The following is a 15,946-nucleotide window of genomic DNA, read 5'->3' as shown; positions in this document are numbered from 1 at the left end:
CGGCCCGTCACCGTCTCACTGCAGGAGCAACCATGAGCAGATCCAAGCAGCCCGCCGCCACTCCCGAGAGCGAACCCTCGCGCATTCGTGAAGGCCTGCCCTTCCCCCTCGGCGCCACCTGGGACGGCCTGGGGGTCAACTTCGCGCTGTTCTCGGCCAATGCCACCAAGGTCGAGCTCTGTGTGTTCGATGATGCCGGCGAAGTGGAACTCGAACGCATCGAACTTCCGGAATACACCGACGAAATCTTCCACGGCTACCTGCCCGACGCTCACCCGGGGCTGATCTACGGCTACCGCGTGCACGGCCCCTACGACCCGGCCAACGGGCACCGTTTCAACCCCAACAAACTGCTGATCGACCCCTATGCCAAGCAACTGGTGGGCGAGCTGAAATGGTCCGAGGCGCTGTTCGGCTACACCATCGGCCACCCGGATGCCGACCTCAGTTTCGACGAGCGCGACAGCGCGCCCTTCGTGCCCAAGTGCAAGGTCATCGACCCGGCCCACACCTGGGGCAACGACCAGCGGGTCAGCGTGCCCTGGGACAAGACCATCATCTACGAGACCCATGTGCGCGGCTTCACCATGCGCCACCCTTCGGTGCCCGAGAACCTGCGGGGCAGCTTCGCCGGGCTGATGGTGGACGACGTGCTGGAGCACATCCGCAAGCTCGGGGTGTCGTCGGTGGAGCTGCTGCCGATCCACGCCTTCGTCAACGACCAGCACCTGCTGCACAAGGGCATGACCAACTACTGGGGCTACAACAGCATCGCCTTCTTCGCCCCCGACCCGCGCTACCTGGCCAGCGGCAAGATCGCCGAATTCAAGGAAATGGTCGCCCACCTGCACGAAGCCGGGCTGGAGGTGATCCTGGACGTGGTCTACAACCACACCGCCGAAGGCAACGAGCAAGGCCCGACCCTGTCCATGCGCGGCATCGACAACGCCTCCTACTACCGCCTGATGCCCGACGACAAGCGCTTCTACATCAACGATTCGGGCACCGGCAACACCCTGGACCTGAGCCACCCCTGCGTGTTGCAGATGGTCACCGACTCGCTGCGCTACTGGGCCACGGAAATGCACGTGGACGGCTTCCGCTTCGACCTGGCGACCATTCTCGGGCGTTACCACGACGGTTTCGACGAGCGCCACAGCTTCCTCGTGGCCTGCCGCCAGGACCCGGTGCTGCGCCAGGTGAAGATGATCGCCGAACCCTGGGACTGCGGCCCCGGCGGCTATCAGGTGGGCAACTTCCCGCCGGGCTGGGTGGAATGGAACGATCGCTTTCGCGACACCGTGCGCGCCTTCTGGAAGGGCGATGACGGCCAGCTGGCGGACTTTGCCGGGCGCATGACCGCCTCCGGCGAGATGTTCAACCAGCGTGGCCGCCGGCCCTACGCCTCGGTCAACTTCGTCACTGCCCACGACGGTTTCACCCTGCACGACCTGGTGTCCTACAACGACAAGCACAACGAAGCCAACGACGAGAACAACCAGGACGGCAGCAACAACAACCTGTCCTGGAACCACGGCGTCGAAGGCCCCAGCGACGACCCCGAGATCAACGCCCTGCGCCTGCGCCAGATGCGCAACTTCTTCGCCACCCTGCTACTGGCCCAGGGCACGCCGATGGTGGTGGCCGGCGACGAATTCGCCCGCACCCAGCACGGCAACAACAACGCCTACTGCCAGGACAGCGAGATCGGCTGGGTCAACTGGGAGCTGGATAACGACGGCAAGTCCCTGCTCAAGTTCGTCAAGCGCCTGATCAAGCTGCGCCTGAGCTACCCGATCCTGCGGCGCGGGCGCTTCCTGGTGGGCAGCTACAACGAGGACATCGGGGTCAAGGACGTCACCTGGCTGGCCCCCGACGGCAGCGAGATGACCACCGAGCACTGGCAGGACCCCCATGGTCGCTGCCTGGGCATGCTGCTGGACGGCCGCGCCCAGGAAACCGGGATCCGCCGCCCCGGGGCCGACGCCACCCTGCTGCTGGTGGTCAACGCCCACCACGACATCGTCAACTTCCGCCTGCCTGAGGTGCCCGCCGGGGAGTTCTGGACCTGCATGCTCGACACCAACCAGCCGGCGGTGCGCGGCCAGGAACGCTTTGCCTTCGGCCACGAGTATTCGGTGACCGGGCGCTCCCTGCTGCTGTTCGAACTGCAACATGAGGAAGAAGACTGAACATGGACCTGCAAGGCTTCCTGCATCACTCCCCCGACCTGGGGCATGCCGACACCCGCGCCCTGGGCCTGTGCCTGGACGCCCTGGTGGGCGCCGGGCTCGACCGCCTGCCACTGCCCGCCGGGGGCGCCACCCTGCAACGCTGGCAGGCCCTGGCCAGGGTCGCCGGCCATGACCTGGGCCTGTGCAAGCTCTACGAGGGGCACACCGACGCCCTGGCGATCATGGCGGAACTGGGCTGCCCCGTGCCCCCCGGCACCACCTGGGGCACCTGGGCCGCGGAGCCGCCCCAGGCCCGGGTGCACGCCGTTGCCGATGGCCCGCACTGCCGGCTCAGCGGCACCAAGGCCTGGTGCTCGGGGGCCGAGGTGCTCAGCCATGCCCTGCTCACCGCCTGGGACGCCGACGGCCACCAACGCCTGGTGGCGGTGGCCCTGGACCAGCCCGGGGTGCAGGTCGAGAGCGGCAGTTGGCAAGCGGTGGGCATGGCCAGTACCGGCAGCCAGCGGGTTGACTTCCACGAGGCTCGTGGCCAATGGGTCGGCGGACCGGATGACTACCTGCAGCGCCCGGGCTTCTGGCAAGGCGCCATCGGCATCGCCGCCTGCTGGCTGGGAGCCGCCCAGGCCATCGCACACCCCCTGCGCGAACACTGCGCCAAACGCGACGAGCCCCATGCCCTGGCCCACCTGGGGGCAGTGGACAGCGCCCTGCATCAGGCCGCCTGCGTGCTGCGCCACAGTGCCCGACAGTTGGATCAGGCGCCCCAGGCTGAGTGCCAGTTGCTGGCCCGGCGCGCCCGGGCGGTGACCGAGGCCAGCGTCGACAGCGTGCTGCACCACGTCGGCCGGGCGCTGGGCGCCGGCCCCTATTGCCTGGACCGGCACTTCGCCCGGCTGCTGGCGGACCTGCCGGTGTTCATCCGCCAGAGCCATGCCGAGCGTGACCTGGCCATTCTCGGGCAACAGCTGGCCAACGCCGCCCACGCTGCAGCGGACCCGGGAGGATGGCAACTGTGAAAGCCAATCCGATTGTCGGTCGCGGCACCTCGCTGCGGGCCTGGCAGGCTTCCTCGCAACTGCAGGCCATGGCTGCGGTGGATATTCGAACCCTGGTCCCGCAAGGAGCGCGGGCGGTGATTGTGGCCCCGCACCCGGACGATGAAATCCTCGGCTGTGGCGGCCTCCTGCAACTGCTGGCGGCGCAGGGGCGCGAGCTGCTGCTGATTTCGGTCACCGATGGTTGCGCCAGCCATCCCGGCTCCCGGCGCTGGCCGGTACAGCGCCTGAGCCAGGTACGGCCCCAGGAGTCCGCCGAAGGCTTGCGCCGCCTGGGCCTGCCGCTGCAGCGCATCACCTGGCTGCGCGCGGGCTTCGAGGACAGCCGCGTCGCCCGGGACGAAGCCGCCCTGACGCAGTTCATCCAGGGTTGCCTGCGCGCCGGTGACGTGCTGTTCAGCACCTGGTGCGAGGACGGCCACTGCGACCACGAAGCCGTGGGCCGGGCCAGCGCCCTGGCCGCCCGGGCCGCGGGTGCGAGCCTCAAGGAACTGCCGATCTGGACCTGGCACTGGGCCGATCCCGAGGGCCGGCAGCTGCCCTGGGAGCGGGCCCGCAAGGTGCTGCTCAGCCCTGCCCAGGTGGCCCGCAAGCGCCATGCCATCCACGCCTTTGCCAGCCAACTGGAGGGCGACCCGCAGATCGGCCTGGCGCCCGTGCTGGCACCGCACATCATCGAGCGTCTGCTGCAACCTTTTGAGGTGGTGTTCCTATGAGTGTCGACAGTCGCTATTTCGAAGGGCTGTTCGCCCGGGACCAGGACCCCTGGGCCTTTCGCCAGCGCTGGTATGAACAGCGCAAACGTGCAATCACCCTGGCCAGCCTGCCGCGCCGCCACTACCGGAGCATTTTCGAACCCGGCTGTGCCAACGGCGAACTCAGCGCCGAACTGGCCAGCCGCTGCGACAGCCTGCTGGCCTACGACACCGCGCGCAACGCGGTGGACCTGGCCCGGCAGCGCTTGCGCTCCTTCCCCCACGCCCGGGTGGAACACGGCCGCCTGCCCCAGGACTGGCCCAAGGGGCCCTTCGATCTGATCGTCATCAGCGAGATCGGCTATTACCTGGACGCCGCCGACCTGGCGCAACTGGTGGCACGGGCCCTGGGCTCCCTGGCCGCGGATGGCCAGCTACTGGCCTGCCACTGGCGCCCGCCCATTGCCGAGTGCCCCCTGGATGCCGGACAAGTGCACGAACTGCTCCATCGCCATTTACAACTGCCACGCTTGCTGGAGCACCAGGAAGCGGACTTTCTCCTCGACCTCTGGGGCCGCGAAGCGGATTCGGTCGCGACCTTGGAGGGCCTGCGATGATCGGAGTGGTGATACCCGCCCATAACGAGGAGCAACTGCTGGCCGACTGCCTGCGCTGCGCCTTGAAAGCCGCCAGCCACCCCGAGCTCAATGAAGACGTGGCGATCCTGGTGGTGCTCGACAGCTGCTCCGACGGTTCTTTGGACATTGCCCGCCAGTTCGCCGTGCAACACCTGCAATTGCAGGTGCGCAATGTCGGACGGGCACGGGCCGCGGGCGCGCAGTTGCTGCTGCAGGCCGGCGCCCGCTGGCTGTCCTGTACCGATGCCGACAGCCGCGTACCCGAAGACTGGCTGGTGGCCCAACTGGCCCTGGGCGCCGACGCCGTCTGCGGCACCGTCACCGTCGACCGCTGGAGCGAAGGCTTCGAACCCCAGGCCCGGATCCGCTATCACGACGCCTACCAGGACAGCGATGGCCACCGGCACATCCATGGCGCCAACCTCGGCATCAGCGCTGAAGCCTATGTCCGCGCCGGCGGCTTCGAGGCCCTGGCCTGCCACGAGGATGTGCAGCTGGTGCGGCAGTTGCAGCGCTGCGGCGCCAGCATCGCCTGGAGCCGGCATCCGCAAGTGATTACCAGCGGGCGCCTGGATTCACGGGCCAAAGGTGGGTTCGGCGATTACCTCAAGGGCCTGAACGAACCTTGCGCAGGGCTGTGAAGTACAGCATGGCATTGGTCAGTGCGCCTCCCCGGGGGGAGAATTGCCGTCTACCCTGTGACGGGCTTGGTAATCAGCAAATAAGCCTGGGCTGGCACTGCGTGGAAAGCTCCAGGCTGTGTATGATTACCCCCGAATCGCGGTGCTCCAAAGGTATGGGGCACCGGTACTTCACGCTGAGGCAGGTGCCAAGGAATCAGCGTGCGTGCAAACCCAGGGTCGCGACTGAACGGAGGTTCAACCGCTACTGCCGTGGCCCGGAAAACAGGGATGTGACACCCCATGAAAGCCATACCCGCAATCGACAGCAACTGGCCCAGCCAAGTCTGGAACAGTGCCCGCAGCCTGGCCGAGGTGCCGGCCATCAATCTGGCCAACCTGGTTCCGGCCGGCTCCCGGGCAGTGATAGTCGCCCCTCACCCCGGTGACGAAGTGGTCGCCAGCGGCGGCCTGCTGCAAGTGCTGGCCCACCACGGCCACCCTCTGCAACTGATTTCCATCAGCGACGGCAGCGCCAGCCATCCCGGGTCGGAGCTGTGGCCCAAGCGCCGCCTGAGCGTATTCCGGCCCCAGGAAAGCGCCGAAGCCCTGCGTCGCCTGGGCCTGCCCCTGCACAGCCTGAAGTGGATCCGCGGCGGCTTTGCCGACAGCGCCTTGAGCGAACGGGAACAGCAACTGGTGCCCTTCATCTGCCGCTACCTGCGCGACACCGACGTGGTGTTCAGCACCTGGCGCGCCGATGGCAACCTCGACCACGAAGCCGTGGGCCGGGCCACGGCCAAGGCCGCGAGCCTGGTGGGTGCGCGTTTTCATGAGATCCCGATCTGGGCCTGGCACTGGGCGGCCCGCGAGGAGCACCAGATCCCCTGGCAGCGTGCGCGCAAGCTGCGCCTGGACACCTGGACCGTGGCCCGCAAGCGCCACGCCGCCCACGCCTATGCCAGCCAGTTGCAGGGCGAGCCGGAGATCGGCCTGGAGCCGTCGCTGTCGCCGGTGCTGCTGGAGCGCCTGCGCCTGCCCTACGAGATCATCCTGATGTAGGCCTGCGCGGGTGGAAAATAAGCTGAACGCACGCACCGGTCGCCAGTCCCATCTGTAACCGCCACTGATTCCAAGGAGCCCGCGTGAGCAGCGATTCCACCCGCCAGCCCAACCCCGAGGCGGTCCAGCGGTTACGCGTTCTGACCGTCAACACCCACAAGGGCTTCACCGCCCTGAACCGCCGCTTCATTCTTCCGGAACTGCGCGAGGCCGTGCGCAGTACCCAGGCCGACCTGGTGTTTCTCCAGGAAGTGCTGGGCGAGCACGAGCGCCATGCCTCGCGCCTGGACAACTGGCCTCAGCAGTCACAGTACGAGTTTCTCGCCGACAGCATGTGGAGCGACTACGCCTACGGGCGCAACGCGGTGTACCCCGACGGCCATCACGGCAACGCCCTGTTGTCGAAGTTTCCGATCCGCCAGTACCGCAACCTCGATGTTTCGATCACCGGCCCCGAGCGCCGGGGCCTGCTGCACTGCGTGCTGGATGTGCCCGGCCACGCCGAGGTCCACGCCATCTGCGTGCACCTGAGCCTGCTGGAAAGCCATCGCCAGTTGCAGCTGGCGCTGCTGGGCCAGTTGCTCGAGTCACTGCCCGAGGAGGCACCGGTGATCATCGCCGGCGACTTCAATGACTGGCAGATGCACGGCAACGCCACCCTGGGCCGGCGCAACGACCTGCACGAAGCCTTCGAACGCCATCATGGCCGCCCGGCCAAGACCTACCCGGCCCGCTGGCCACTGCTGCGCCTGGATCGGGTCTACCTGCGCAACGCCCACAGCCACCGCCCGCAGATCCTCGGCAACAAGCCCTGGACCCACCTCTCCGATCACCTGCCGCTGGCGGTGGAAGTGCACCTGCCGCCTGGGGCCGCACATCAGAATTCATGAATAAATAGCCGTATTCCCGCCAGAGTCGACCATGCTTTTCCCCGAACCCGAGCCTGGGGGCGCCCGCCTCCGGGCCAACCTTGAGCCCAGAGAAGGAATCAAGCGATGAGCGAGCAACCCACGATTGTCCTGGTCCACGGTTTCTGGGGCGGTGCCGCCCACTGGAACCGGGTCATCGTCGAACTGCTGAACCGCGGTTACGAGAAGATCCGCGCCGTGGAACTGCCCCTGACCTCCCTCGCCGAAGACGTCGAACGGACCCGCAAACTGGTGGCCCAGCAAGCGGGGCCGGTGCTGCTGGTGGGGCACTCCTACGGCGGCGCGGTGATCACCCAGGCCGGGCATGCGCCGAACGTCGCGGGCCTGGTGTACATCGCCGCCTTCGCCCCGGACCAGGGTGAAAGCCCCGGTGGCCTGACCCAGGAGTTCCCGCCTGAAGCCGCCGCCAATCTGGCGCCCGACAGCGACGGCTACCTCTGGGTGCGTCCGGAGCGTTTCCAGCAGAGCTTCTGCCAGGATCTCAGCCCCCAGGAAGGGCTGGTCATGGGCCTGACCCAGAAGGCGCCGCTGGCCAGCACCTTCGGCGACGCCCTCGGGGCCCCGGCATGGCGCGACAAACCTTCCTGGTACCAGGTGTCCCGTGCCGACCGCATGATCGCCCCGGCGAACCAGGAGCGCATGGCCGCCCGGCTCAACGCCCGCAAGGTCATTCACCTGGACGCCAGCCACGCCTCCCTCGCCTCCCAGCCCGGGCCCGTAGCCGCGCTGATCGCCGAGGCCGCCGACTCCCTGTAACCGGTTGACTGGGCGATCTTCAGACGAGCCGTTGGCGACCTCGCAAACCCCGCGCCCCAGCGACGGAGCGCCGCCCAGACAGTTCGTAACCTTCGGCAACGGCTACAGGACGCCTGGGTCAACTGTCAGGGCGCAGGATCAGTACGGCCAGCGGCGGCAGGTTGAGTACCAGGGACAGGGCCTGGCCATGGCTGCTCTGCTCTTCGCTGAAGGCCTCGCCACCGTTGCCGTAGTTGGAGCCGGCATACAGTTGCGAATCGCTGTTGAGCAACTCGCTCCAGCGCCCCGCCACCGGTACGCCGACGCGATAGCCCTGGCGTGGCACCGGGGTGAAGTTGGCCACCACCAGCAGCGGTTCGCCGCTCTTGCTCCAGCGCAACCAGGCATAGACGCTGTTGATCGCATCGTCGCCGATCAGCCATTGGAAACCCTGGGGCACGTCGTCCTGGTCGTGCAGCGCCGGGTACTGGCGATACAGGCGGTTGAGGTCCCCCACCAGTTGTTGCACCCCGCGGTGCTCGGGGTACTGCAGCAGGTACCAGTCCAGTTGCTGGTCGTGGTTCCACTCGCGCCATTGGCCGAACTCGCAGCCCATGAACAGCAGCTTCTTGCCCGGATGGGCCCACATGAAGCTCAGGTAGGCACGCAGGTTGGCGAACTTCTGCCAGCGATCGCCGGGCATCTTGTCGATCAGCGAGTGCTTGCCGTGCACCACTTCGTCGTGGGAGATCGGCAGGATGAAACGCTCGGACCAGGCGTACACCAGGCCAAAGCTCAGTTCGTTGTGATGGTGGGCGCGGTACACCGGGTCCTGCTGGATGTAATGCAGGGAATCATGCATCCAGCCCATGTTCCATTTATAGGCAAAGCCCAGGCCGCCCTGATCGGTGCGCTGGCTGACCCCGGGCCAGGCGGTGGACTCCTCGGCGATCACCAGGGCACCCGGGGCCTCCAGGGCCACGACGTCGTTGAGGTGGCGCAGAAAATCAATGGCTTCGAGGTTTTCCCGGCCGCCGTGGCGGTTCGGCACCCATTCCCCGGCCTTGCGCGAATAGTCGCGGTAGAGCATCGAGGCCACGGCATCCACCCGCAGGCCGTCGACGTGGAAATGCTTGAGCCAGTGCAGCGCCGAAGCCAGCATGAAACCGTGCACTTCAGTACGCCCCAGGTTGTAGATCAGGGTGTCCCAGTCCTGGTGGAAGCCCTCCAGGGGGTTGCCGTACTCATACAGTGCAGTGCCGTCGAACTGCGCCAGGCCGTGGGTATCGGTGGGAAAGTGCGCCGGCACCCAATCGAGAATCACCCCGATGCCCGCCTGGTGGCAGGCGTCGACGAAGGCTGCGAAATCCTGCGGGCTGCCGTAGCGGGCGCTGGGGGCGAACTGCGACAGCGGCTGGTAGCCCCAGGAGCCGCCAAACGGGTGCTCCATGATCGGCATCAGTTCGATATGGGTAAACCCCAGGTCCTTGACGTAGGGAATCAGCCGTTCGGCCAGTTCGGCCCAGCTGTACTGGCGGGCCACTTCTCCAAGGTCGTCCACTTCGCACTGCCAGGAACCGGCATGCAGCTCATAGATCGACAGCGGCGCGTCCACCCGCTGGCGCTCGCCACGGGCCAGCATCCACTCCTGGTCCTGCCAGTCGATGGTCAGGGGCGGCGCGACTCTGGAGGCGGTGTCCGGCGGCAACTGCGTGGCCAGGGCCATGGGGTCGGCCTTGAGCGGCAGGATGCCCTGGGGTCCGAGGATCTCGTATTTGTAGGCCTCGCCCGCCTGCAGGCGCGGGATGAACAGCTCCCAGACCCCGGAGGGATGGCGCAAGCGCATCGGGTGCCGGCGCCCGTCCCAGATATTGAAGTCGCCCACCACCGAGACCCGCCGGGCATTCGGTGCCCAGACCGCAAAACGCACGCCGTCGATGCCGTCCACGGTGGTCAGTTGCGCCCCCAGGCAGGAACTGAGGTCGCGGTGATTGCCTTCGGCAAACAGGTACAGGTCCATCTCCCCCAGCAGGGGGCCGAAGCTGTAGGGGTCTTCACTGACCTGTTCGCCCCCGGCCCATTGAATGCGCAAGAGATAGGGCCGGGCCTCGGGAAAGTGCCCGACAAACAGCCCCGGCACCTCACCGGCTTGCAGGCTGCCGAGCACCTGCTGCTGGTCGCGGTCCAGCACCTGCACACTCAGCGCCCCGGGCAGGAAAGCGCGGATGAATTGCCCGCCGGCGCCATCGCCGTGGGGCCCGAGAATGGCGAATGGATCGCGGTGTTCGGCCCGTACCAGGGCGTCGATGGCCTTGGCCGAAGGAAGCAATGCCGGTTGCTGCTTTCCCTGTTCCTTGTTCGAGAAACTCATGACTGCTCTCCACCACTCTCAATATCGGAAAAGGGTTTCAGTTCACGTAACAGCCCCACCAGGCCGTGCAATGGCACAGGCAACCAGGCGGGACGGTTCTCCGCTTCATAGGCCAGCTCGTAGGCGGCCTTCTCCAGGCTGAACAGTGCCAGTGCGGCATCCGCGGCCGCCGGGTCCTGCCAGCCATGGGCAAGATTAGCCGTCGCCAGCCGATACGCCTGGACAAAGGCGTGGCGCGCCTCGGCCAGGTAGCGCGTGACCACTTTGCGCCGCCCCGCCGCCGCGCCTTGCGCGCCGTCCACCGCCGGTGCCTCCAGGGCCATGGCCGCCGCGTAGTCGAAGGAACGCAGGACCCCACTGACATCCTTGTACGGGCTGTGCTTGCCGCGGCGCTCGGCCAGGGGCCGGGCCGGCTCGCCCTCGAAGTCGATCAGGTAGGCATCGCCCTTGATCACCAGTACCTGCCCCAGGTGCAGGTCGCCGTGGACACGAATCCGCACGCCCCCCACCAACTGTTTGGCCAGTTGCTGGATGTGACCCAGGATCAGCGCCTTATGCTGCAACAATTTGCCGAGCAATTTCTGCTCCCCTGCCGCGAGTTCGGCCTGGTGCTGTTGAAGCAGTTGCAACCCGCGCTCCAGTTGCTCGGCAACCTGCTGGTTCCAGGCCTGGGCATCCTTGGCGGTGGCGTGCTCGGGAGCGAAATCCGGATTGTCGCTGGGGGCCGCCAGCAGCAGGTGCATTTCCCCCAGGCGCTGGCCCAGCAGGCCGGCGAAATCCTGGAGCTCGCCCAAGGCGTTGTAGTGCTGCTCCTGCTCGGACATGGCCTCGGCCAGCTCGTCGCGGATCGCCCGCTCGAGGTTGTTCTGGGTCCACTCCCAGGCATCGCCCTGATTGTTCAGGTAGCCCTGGGCGATCATCAGCAGATGGTCTTCGCCCTGGGCATCGCGGCGCAGCACCGAGCCCAGCAGCGGCGAGATGTGGGCAAAGCCGGCAGCGGTGAGGAAGGCGCCCATTTCCAGTTCCGGGTGAATGCCCCCCGCCACCTTGCGGATCAGCTTGAGCACCAGGCTGCCGCCCACCACCACCGAGCTGTTGGATTGCTCCGCCGACAGGTAGCGCACCTCGGCGTCGGCCCCCAGGCCCAGCGCCGCCAGCTGCGCGGTGGCCTCGAAACGGATCTGGCCCTGCTCGCTGTCCAGGCAGGTGGTGCCCTGCAGCGCCAGCAGCACGTTGCGCACGAAACTGTCGAGGGCGAAGGCGTCGGTGATCAGCCCCACCTGGCGCCCGCGACGCACCCGGGCCATGGCCAGTTGCTGGGGCAAGGCGCTGTTGATCTGCTCTTCGGCCAACAGGCCGAACGGCAACTGGTAGCGCTCGCTGCGCCCGGCGCTGGTGACTTCGATCTCGCTGAGCAGCACCGGGTGCTGCGGGTCGCCAAAGCGCACGCCGTAGGCGATCCGCGCCTGGTCGATGGCGCTGTCCTTGCCGGCGAACCAGCGCCGCTTGGGCAGCCAGTTGGGCAGTACTTCCTGCTCCAGGGTGGTGCGCGATGGCGCTTCGAGCAATTCTTCGAGGCGTTTCTTCAGCACCAGGGTGGTGAAATCCGGCAGGCTCTGGGCCGGTTCCACGTGCCAGCTGGGCATCTGGTTTTCCGCCGCCAGGACGAACCAGTAGAAACCGTAGGGCGCCAGGGTCAGGAGGAAATTCAGCTGGCCAATGGGCGGAAAGGCGTTCCCGCCGAGCATCTCCACCGGCACCATGCCCGCGAACGCCGAGAGGTCCAGCTCCGCGGCCTGGGCGCTGCGCGAGACGTTGGCCACGCACAGGATGATCTCCTGCTTGCCGTCAGGCCCGGTGTATTCCCGGGTATAGGCCAGGATCCGTCGGTTGCTCGGCGACAGCATCTTCAGCGTGCCGCGGCCAAAGGCCTTGGACTGCTTGCGCACCGCCAGCATGCGCCGGGTCCAGTTGAGCAGCGAATGGGGATCGCCGGACTGGGTCTCGACGTTGACTGACGGGTAGCCGTACAGCGAATCCATGATCGGCGGCAGCACCAGGCTGGCCGGGTCGGCCCGGGAGAAACCGCCGTTGCGATCGATGGACCATTGCATCGGCGTACGCACGCCATCCCGGTCCCCCAGGTAGATGTTGTCGCCCATGCCGATCTCGTCGCCGTAGTACAGGGTCGGGGTACCGGGCATCGACAGCAGCAGGCTGTTGAGCAGCTCGATGCGCCGCCGGTCACGCTCCATCAACGGCGCCAGGCGCCGGCGGATCCCCAGGTTGATCCGCGCCCGGCGGTCGGCGGCGTAGTAGTTCCACAGGTAGTCGCGCTCGCGGTCGGTGACCATTTCCAGGGTCAGTTCATCGTGGTTGCGCAGGAAGATCGCCCACTGGCAGTTGGCCGGGATCTCCGGGGTCTGGCGCAGGATGTCGGTGATGGGGAAGCGATCCTCCTGGGCCAGGGCCATGTACATGCGCGGCATCAGCGGAAAGTGGAAGGCCATGTGGCACTCGTCGCCGTCGCTGCCTGTGACATCACCAAAGTACAGCTGGGTGTCTTCCGGCCATTGGTTGGCCTCGGCCAGGAGCATGCGGTCCGGATAGTTGGCGTCGATTTCGGCGCGGATCTGCTTGAGCACCTGATGGGTCTCCGGCAGGTTCTCGTTGTTGGTGCCATCGCGCTCAATCAGGTAGGGAATGGCGTCCAGGCGCAGGCCGTCGATGCCCATGTCGAGCCAGTAGCGCATCACCGAGAGCACGGCCTTCATCACTTGGGGGTTGTCGAAGTTGAGGTCCGGCTGGTGGGAGTAGAAGCGGTGCCAGAAGTACTGGCCGGCCACCGGGTCCCAGGTCCAGTTGGACTTCTCGGTGTCGAGAAAGATGATCCGCGTGCCGTCGTATTTCTGGTCGTCGTCGGACCACACGTAGAAATTGCGCGCCGCCGAACCCGGCTTGGCCTTGCGTGCCCGCTGGAACCAGGGGTGCTGGTCGGAGGTGTGGTTGATCACCAGCTCGGTGATCACCCGCAGCTCGCGCTTGTGGGCCTCGGCGATAAAGCGCCGGGCGTCAGCCAGGGTGCCGTAGTCGGGGCTGACCCCGCGGTACTCGGCGATGTCGTAGCCGTCGTCACGCCGCGGCGAGGGGTAGAACGGCAACAGCCAGATGGTGTTGACCCCCAGGTCCTTGATGTAGTCGAGTTTGGCGATCAACCCGGGAAAATCGCCGATTCCGTCGTTGTTGGAATCGAAATAGGACTTTACATGCACCTGGTAGATCACCGCGTCCTTGTACCAGAGCGGGTCCTTGATAAAGGTCGTGGGGCGAGGTTTCTTGGCCATGTCGGGCTCCTGAAAAAATTGAATTCGCAGCTGCCACAAACCACGCCCCACCGTGGGAGCTGGCTTGCCAGCGAAGGCGTCGGCCGGGCCTGCACAAGGCCCATGGGCCCAAGCCGGCTCCTACGTGGCGGTGATGCGCCAGATGCCGAAGGGCTGCGCCGGTTCGATGCGCATGAACTGGGTCTTGCCGTACCAGGTCCAGCGGTGGCCGTTCATCAGGTCCTCGCCCTGGGTCTGGGCGTCATCGGCCAGGCCCATTTCCCACAGCGGCAATTCGAAATGCGCCTCCTGGGGGTTGAACGGGTCGAGGCTGACCGCCACCAGCACGAAGTTGTCGCCGCTGCGCTTGCCGAAATACAGGATGTGGTCATTCCAGGCGTTGTACAGCTTGAGCCCCAGGTGGCTGTGCAGCGCCGGGTTCTGCCGGCGGATGCGGTTGAGCTGGGCGATCTCGGCAATGATGTTGCCCGGCGCCGAGAAGTCCCGGGGGCGGATCTGGTATTTCTCCGAATCCAGGTACTCTTCCTTGCCCGGCACCGGCGCCGATTCGCACAGCTCGAACCCGCAATACATGCCCCACAGCCCGGATCCCATGGTGGCCAGCACCGCGCGGATCAGAAACCCAGGGCGCCCCGAGTCATGCAGGAACTGCGGGTTGATGTCCGGGGTGTTGACGAAGAAGTTGGGGCGGAAGCAGTCGCGCCACGGCGGCTGGTTGAGTTCGGCCAGGTAGCTGGACAACTCGCTCTTGGTGTTGCGCCAGGTGAAGTAGGTGTAGCTCTGGGTGTAACCGACCTTGCCCAGGCGCGCCATCATCGCCGGGGTGGTGAAGGCTTCGGCGAGGAAGATCACCTCCGGGTACTGGCGGCGCACTTCGCCGATCAGCCACTGCCAGAACGGCAGCGGCTTGGTGTGGGGGTTGTCCACGCGAAAGGTCTTGACCCCCTCCTCGACCCAGCCGATGACGATGTCCCGCAGTTCCAGCCACAGGCTGGGAATGGCCTCGGCGGCATAGAAGTCGACATTGACGATGTCCTGGTACTTCTTCGGCGGGTTCTCGGCGTATTTGATGGTGCCGTCCGGGCGCCAGTTGAACCAGCCTGGGTGCTGCTTGAGCCAGGGGTGGTCCTGGGAGCACTGGATGGCGAAGTCCAGGGCGATCTCCAGGCCGTGGTCGGCGGCCGCCGCCAGCAGCCGGCGGAAGTCCTCCCGGCTGCCCAGTTGCGGGTGGATGGCCTCATGGCCGCCCTCCTCGCTGCCGATTGCATAGGGGCTGCCGGGATCGTCCGGGCCTGCGCTCAGCGAGTTGTTGGGCCCCTTGCGGTGGCTGCGGCCGATGGGGTGGATCGGCGGGAAATACAGCACGTCAAAGCCCATGTCGTGAATCATCGGCAGCCGCGAATGAACGTCGTTGAACGTGCCGTGGCGGGCCGGATCGTCGGTGATCGAGCGGGGAAACAGCTCGTACCAACTGGCGAACTGGGCCTGTAGCCGCTCCACATCCAGCGGGTACTCAGGGCTCAGGCTCAGGTAGGGCCGGTGATCGGCCTCGGCCATCAGGCGCGCGCTGTACTCGCTGAGAAACAGCGCCACCTGCTCGGCCTCCAGCAACCCGGACAGCTCGCGCTGCAACGCCAGCAACTGCTCGCGCAGCGGCCCTTCGCTGCGCTCGGCGGCCTGTTGCACATGGCTGCGGCCCTCCTGCAGCTCCAGGCTGACCGCAACCCCGGCCAGGTGCTTTTTCTCCAGCTCGTAGCAGAAGCTGGCGAACTGATCGATCCAGGCTTCGATGCAGAAGCGGTAGCGCCCCACTTCGGGCACCGTGAAACGCCCCAGCCAACCGTCGTTGCCCTGGTCTTCCAGGGCCTGGCTGGCCCAGCTGTCCTGCTGCTCGTTGTGCCAGCGCACCCGCACCGCCAGTTTGTCGTGGCCGTCGGCGAATACCTTGCACGCCACCTCTACCTCCTGGCCGGCCACCGCCTTGACCGCGAACTGGCCACCGTCGAGCACCGGGCGGATGCTCTCGATGGCAATGCGCGGCAGCAGCAGGGCCTGGGACAACGGCAGGTGCGCCTGGTATTGCTGTTCGGTCGGTTTTTCTACAGTCATCGAGCATCACCCCTTTTTCACGTCTTCGACGCTCTGGTGGCGGGGCCGCGGCCCCGGTGAATCAATGCACTTAGGTTCCGAGCCAAAGCCTGCGGCGAAAGTTCACCGCGATTGGTCGGCCAAGCGGCGGGAATCAAATCCGCGCCGCTGCGGTCCACCAGAAGAGCCCGTGCATCTGCAAGCACAAAGGAGG

General features: G+C 66.5%; 11 protein-coding genes. 8 read left to right on the top strand and 3 right to left on the bottom strand.

Features of this window, described 5'->3' with window-relative positions; translation table 11 throughout:
- Positions 1 to 32: 32 nt before the first annotated feature.
- The 8 genes from glgX to AC1RGE_RS04465 all read left to right on the top strand — a co-directional run bounded on the left by glgX (position 33) and on the right by AC1RGE_RS04465 (position 7,950).
- Positions 33 to 2,192 carry a glycogen debranching protein GlgX gene (gene glgX, locus AC1RGE_RS04500; protein ID WP_011061171.1) on the top strand — a complete coding sequence of 720 codons (2,160 nt, stop codon included), beginning with the start codon at positions 33 to 35 and terminating at the stop codon, positions 2,190 to 2,192.
- Positions 2,193 to 2,194: 2 nt separating this feature from the next.
- Positions 2,195 to 3,211 carry an acyl-CoA dehydrogenase family protein gene (locus AC1RGE_RS04495; protein WP_492583479.1) on the top strand — a complete coding sequence of 339 codons (1,017 nt, stop codon included), beginning with the start codon at positions 2,195 to 2,197 and terminating at the stop codon, positions 3,209 to 3,211.
- Positions 3,208 to 3,966 carry a PIG-L deacetylase family protein gene (locus tag AC1RGE_RS04490; protein WP_011061169.1) on the top strand — a complete coding sequence of 253 codons (759 nt, stop codon included), beginning with the start codon at positions 3,208 to 3,210 and terminating at the stop codon, positions 3,964 to 3,966. The genes AC1RGE_RS04495 and AC1RGE_RS04490 overlap by 4 nt, the downstream gene beginning before the upstream one ends.
- Positions 3,963 to 4,562, top strand: coding sequence for a class I SAM-dependent methyltransferase (locus AC1RGE_RS04485; protein WP_011061168.1), 600 nt, complete (start codon positions 3,963 to 3,965; stop codon positions 4,560 to 4,562). The genes AC1RGE_RS04490 and AC1RGE_RS04485 overlap by 4 nt, the downstream gene beginning before the upstream one ends.
- Positions 4,559 to 5,224 (top strand): glycosyltransferase family 2 protein, encoded by a 666-nt coding sequence (locus AC1RGE_RS04480; RefSeq protein WP_492583477.1) that lies wholly within the window; start codon positions 4,559 to 4,561, stop codon positions 5,222 to 5,224. Before AC1RGE_RS04485 ends, AC1RGE_RS04480 begins: the two co-directional genes overlap by 4 nt.
- 282 nt (positions 5,225 to 5,506) lie before the next feature.
- Positions 5,507 to 6,265 carry a PIG-L deacetylase family protein gene (locus AC1RGE_RS04475; RefSeq protein WP_011061166.1) on the top strand — a complete coding sequence of 253 codons (759 nt, stop codon included), beginning with the start codon at positions 5,507 to 5,509 and terminating at the stop codon, positions 6,263 to 6,265.
- An 83-nt stretch (positions 6,266 to 6,348) separates the two neighbouring features.
- Positions 6,349 to 7,155 carry an endonuclease/exonuclease/phosphatase family protein gene (locus AC1RGE_RS04470; protein ID WP_011061165.1) on the top strand — a complete coding sequence of 269 codons (807 nt, stop codon included), beginning with the start codon at positions 6,349 to 6,351 and terminating at the stop codon, positions 7,153 to 7,155.
- A gap of 105 nt (positions 7,156 to 7,260) precedes the next feature.
- Positions 7,261 to 7,950 carry an alpha/beta hydrolase gene (locus AC1RGE_RS04465; RefSeq protein ID WP_015635519.1) on the top strand — a complete coding sequence of 230 codons (690 nt, stop codon included), beginning with the start codon at positions 7,261 to 7,263 and terminating at the stop codon, positions 7,948 to 7,950.
- A 118-nt stretch (positions 7,951 to 8,068) separates the two neighbouring features.
- On the opposite strand, the gene glgB is transcribed toward AC1RGE_RS04465, so the two are convergent.
- The 3 genes from glgB to AC1RGE_RS04450 form a co-directional block, all read right to left on the bottom strand.
- Positions 8,069 to 10,300: a 1,4-alpha-glucan branching protein GlgB gene (gene glgB / locus AC1RGE_RS04460; protein WP_019095234.1), complete on the bottom strand. Its 2,232-nt coding sequence runs from the start codon at positions 10,298 to 10,300 to the stop codon at positions 8,069 to 8,071.
- Entirely contained in the window at positions 10,297 to 13,644 is a 3,348-nt protein-coding gene (gene treS / locus AC1RGE_RS04455; protein WP_011061162.1) for a maltose alpha-D-glucosyltransferase, read from the bottom strand. Before treS ends, glgB begins: the two co-directional genes overlap by 4 nt.
- A gap of 120 nt (positions 13,645 to 13,764) precedes the next feature.
- Positions 13,765 to 15,753, bottom strand: a complete 1,989-nt coding sequence (locus AC1RGE_RS04450) for an alpha-1,4-glucan--maltose-1-phosphate maltosyltransferase (RefSeq protein WP_492583475.1) — start codon at positions 15,751 to 15,753, stop codon at positions 13,765 to 13,767.
- Positions 15,754 to 15,946: the final 193 nt, after the last annotated feature.

Source organism: Pseudomonas sp. GW823-FHT02C05 (assembly GCF_058797595.1).
This window is presented reverse-complemented; position numbering and strand designations above follow the sequence as displayed.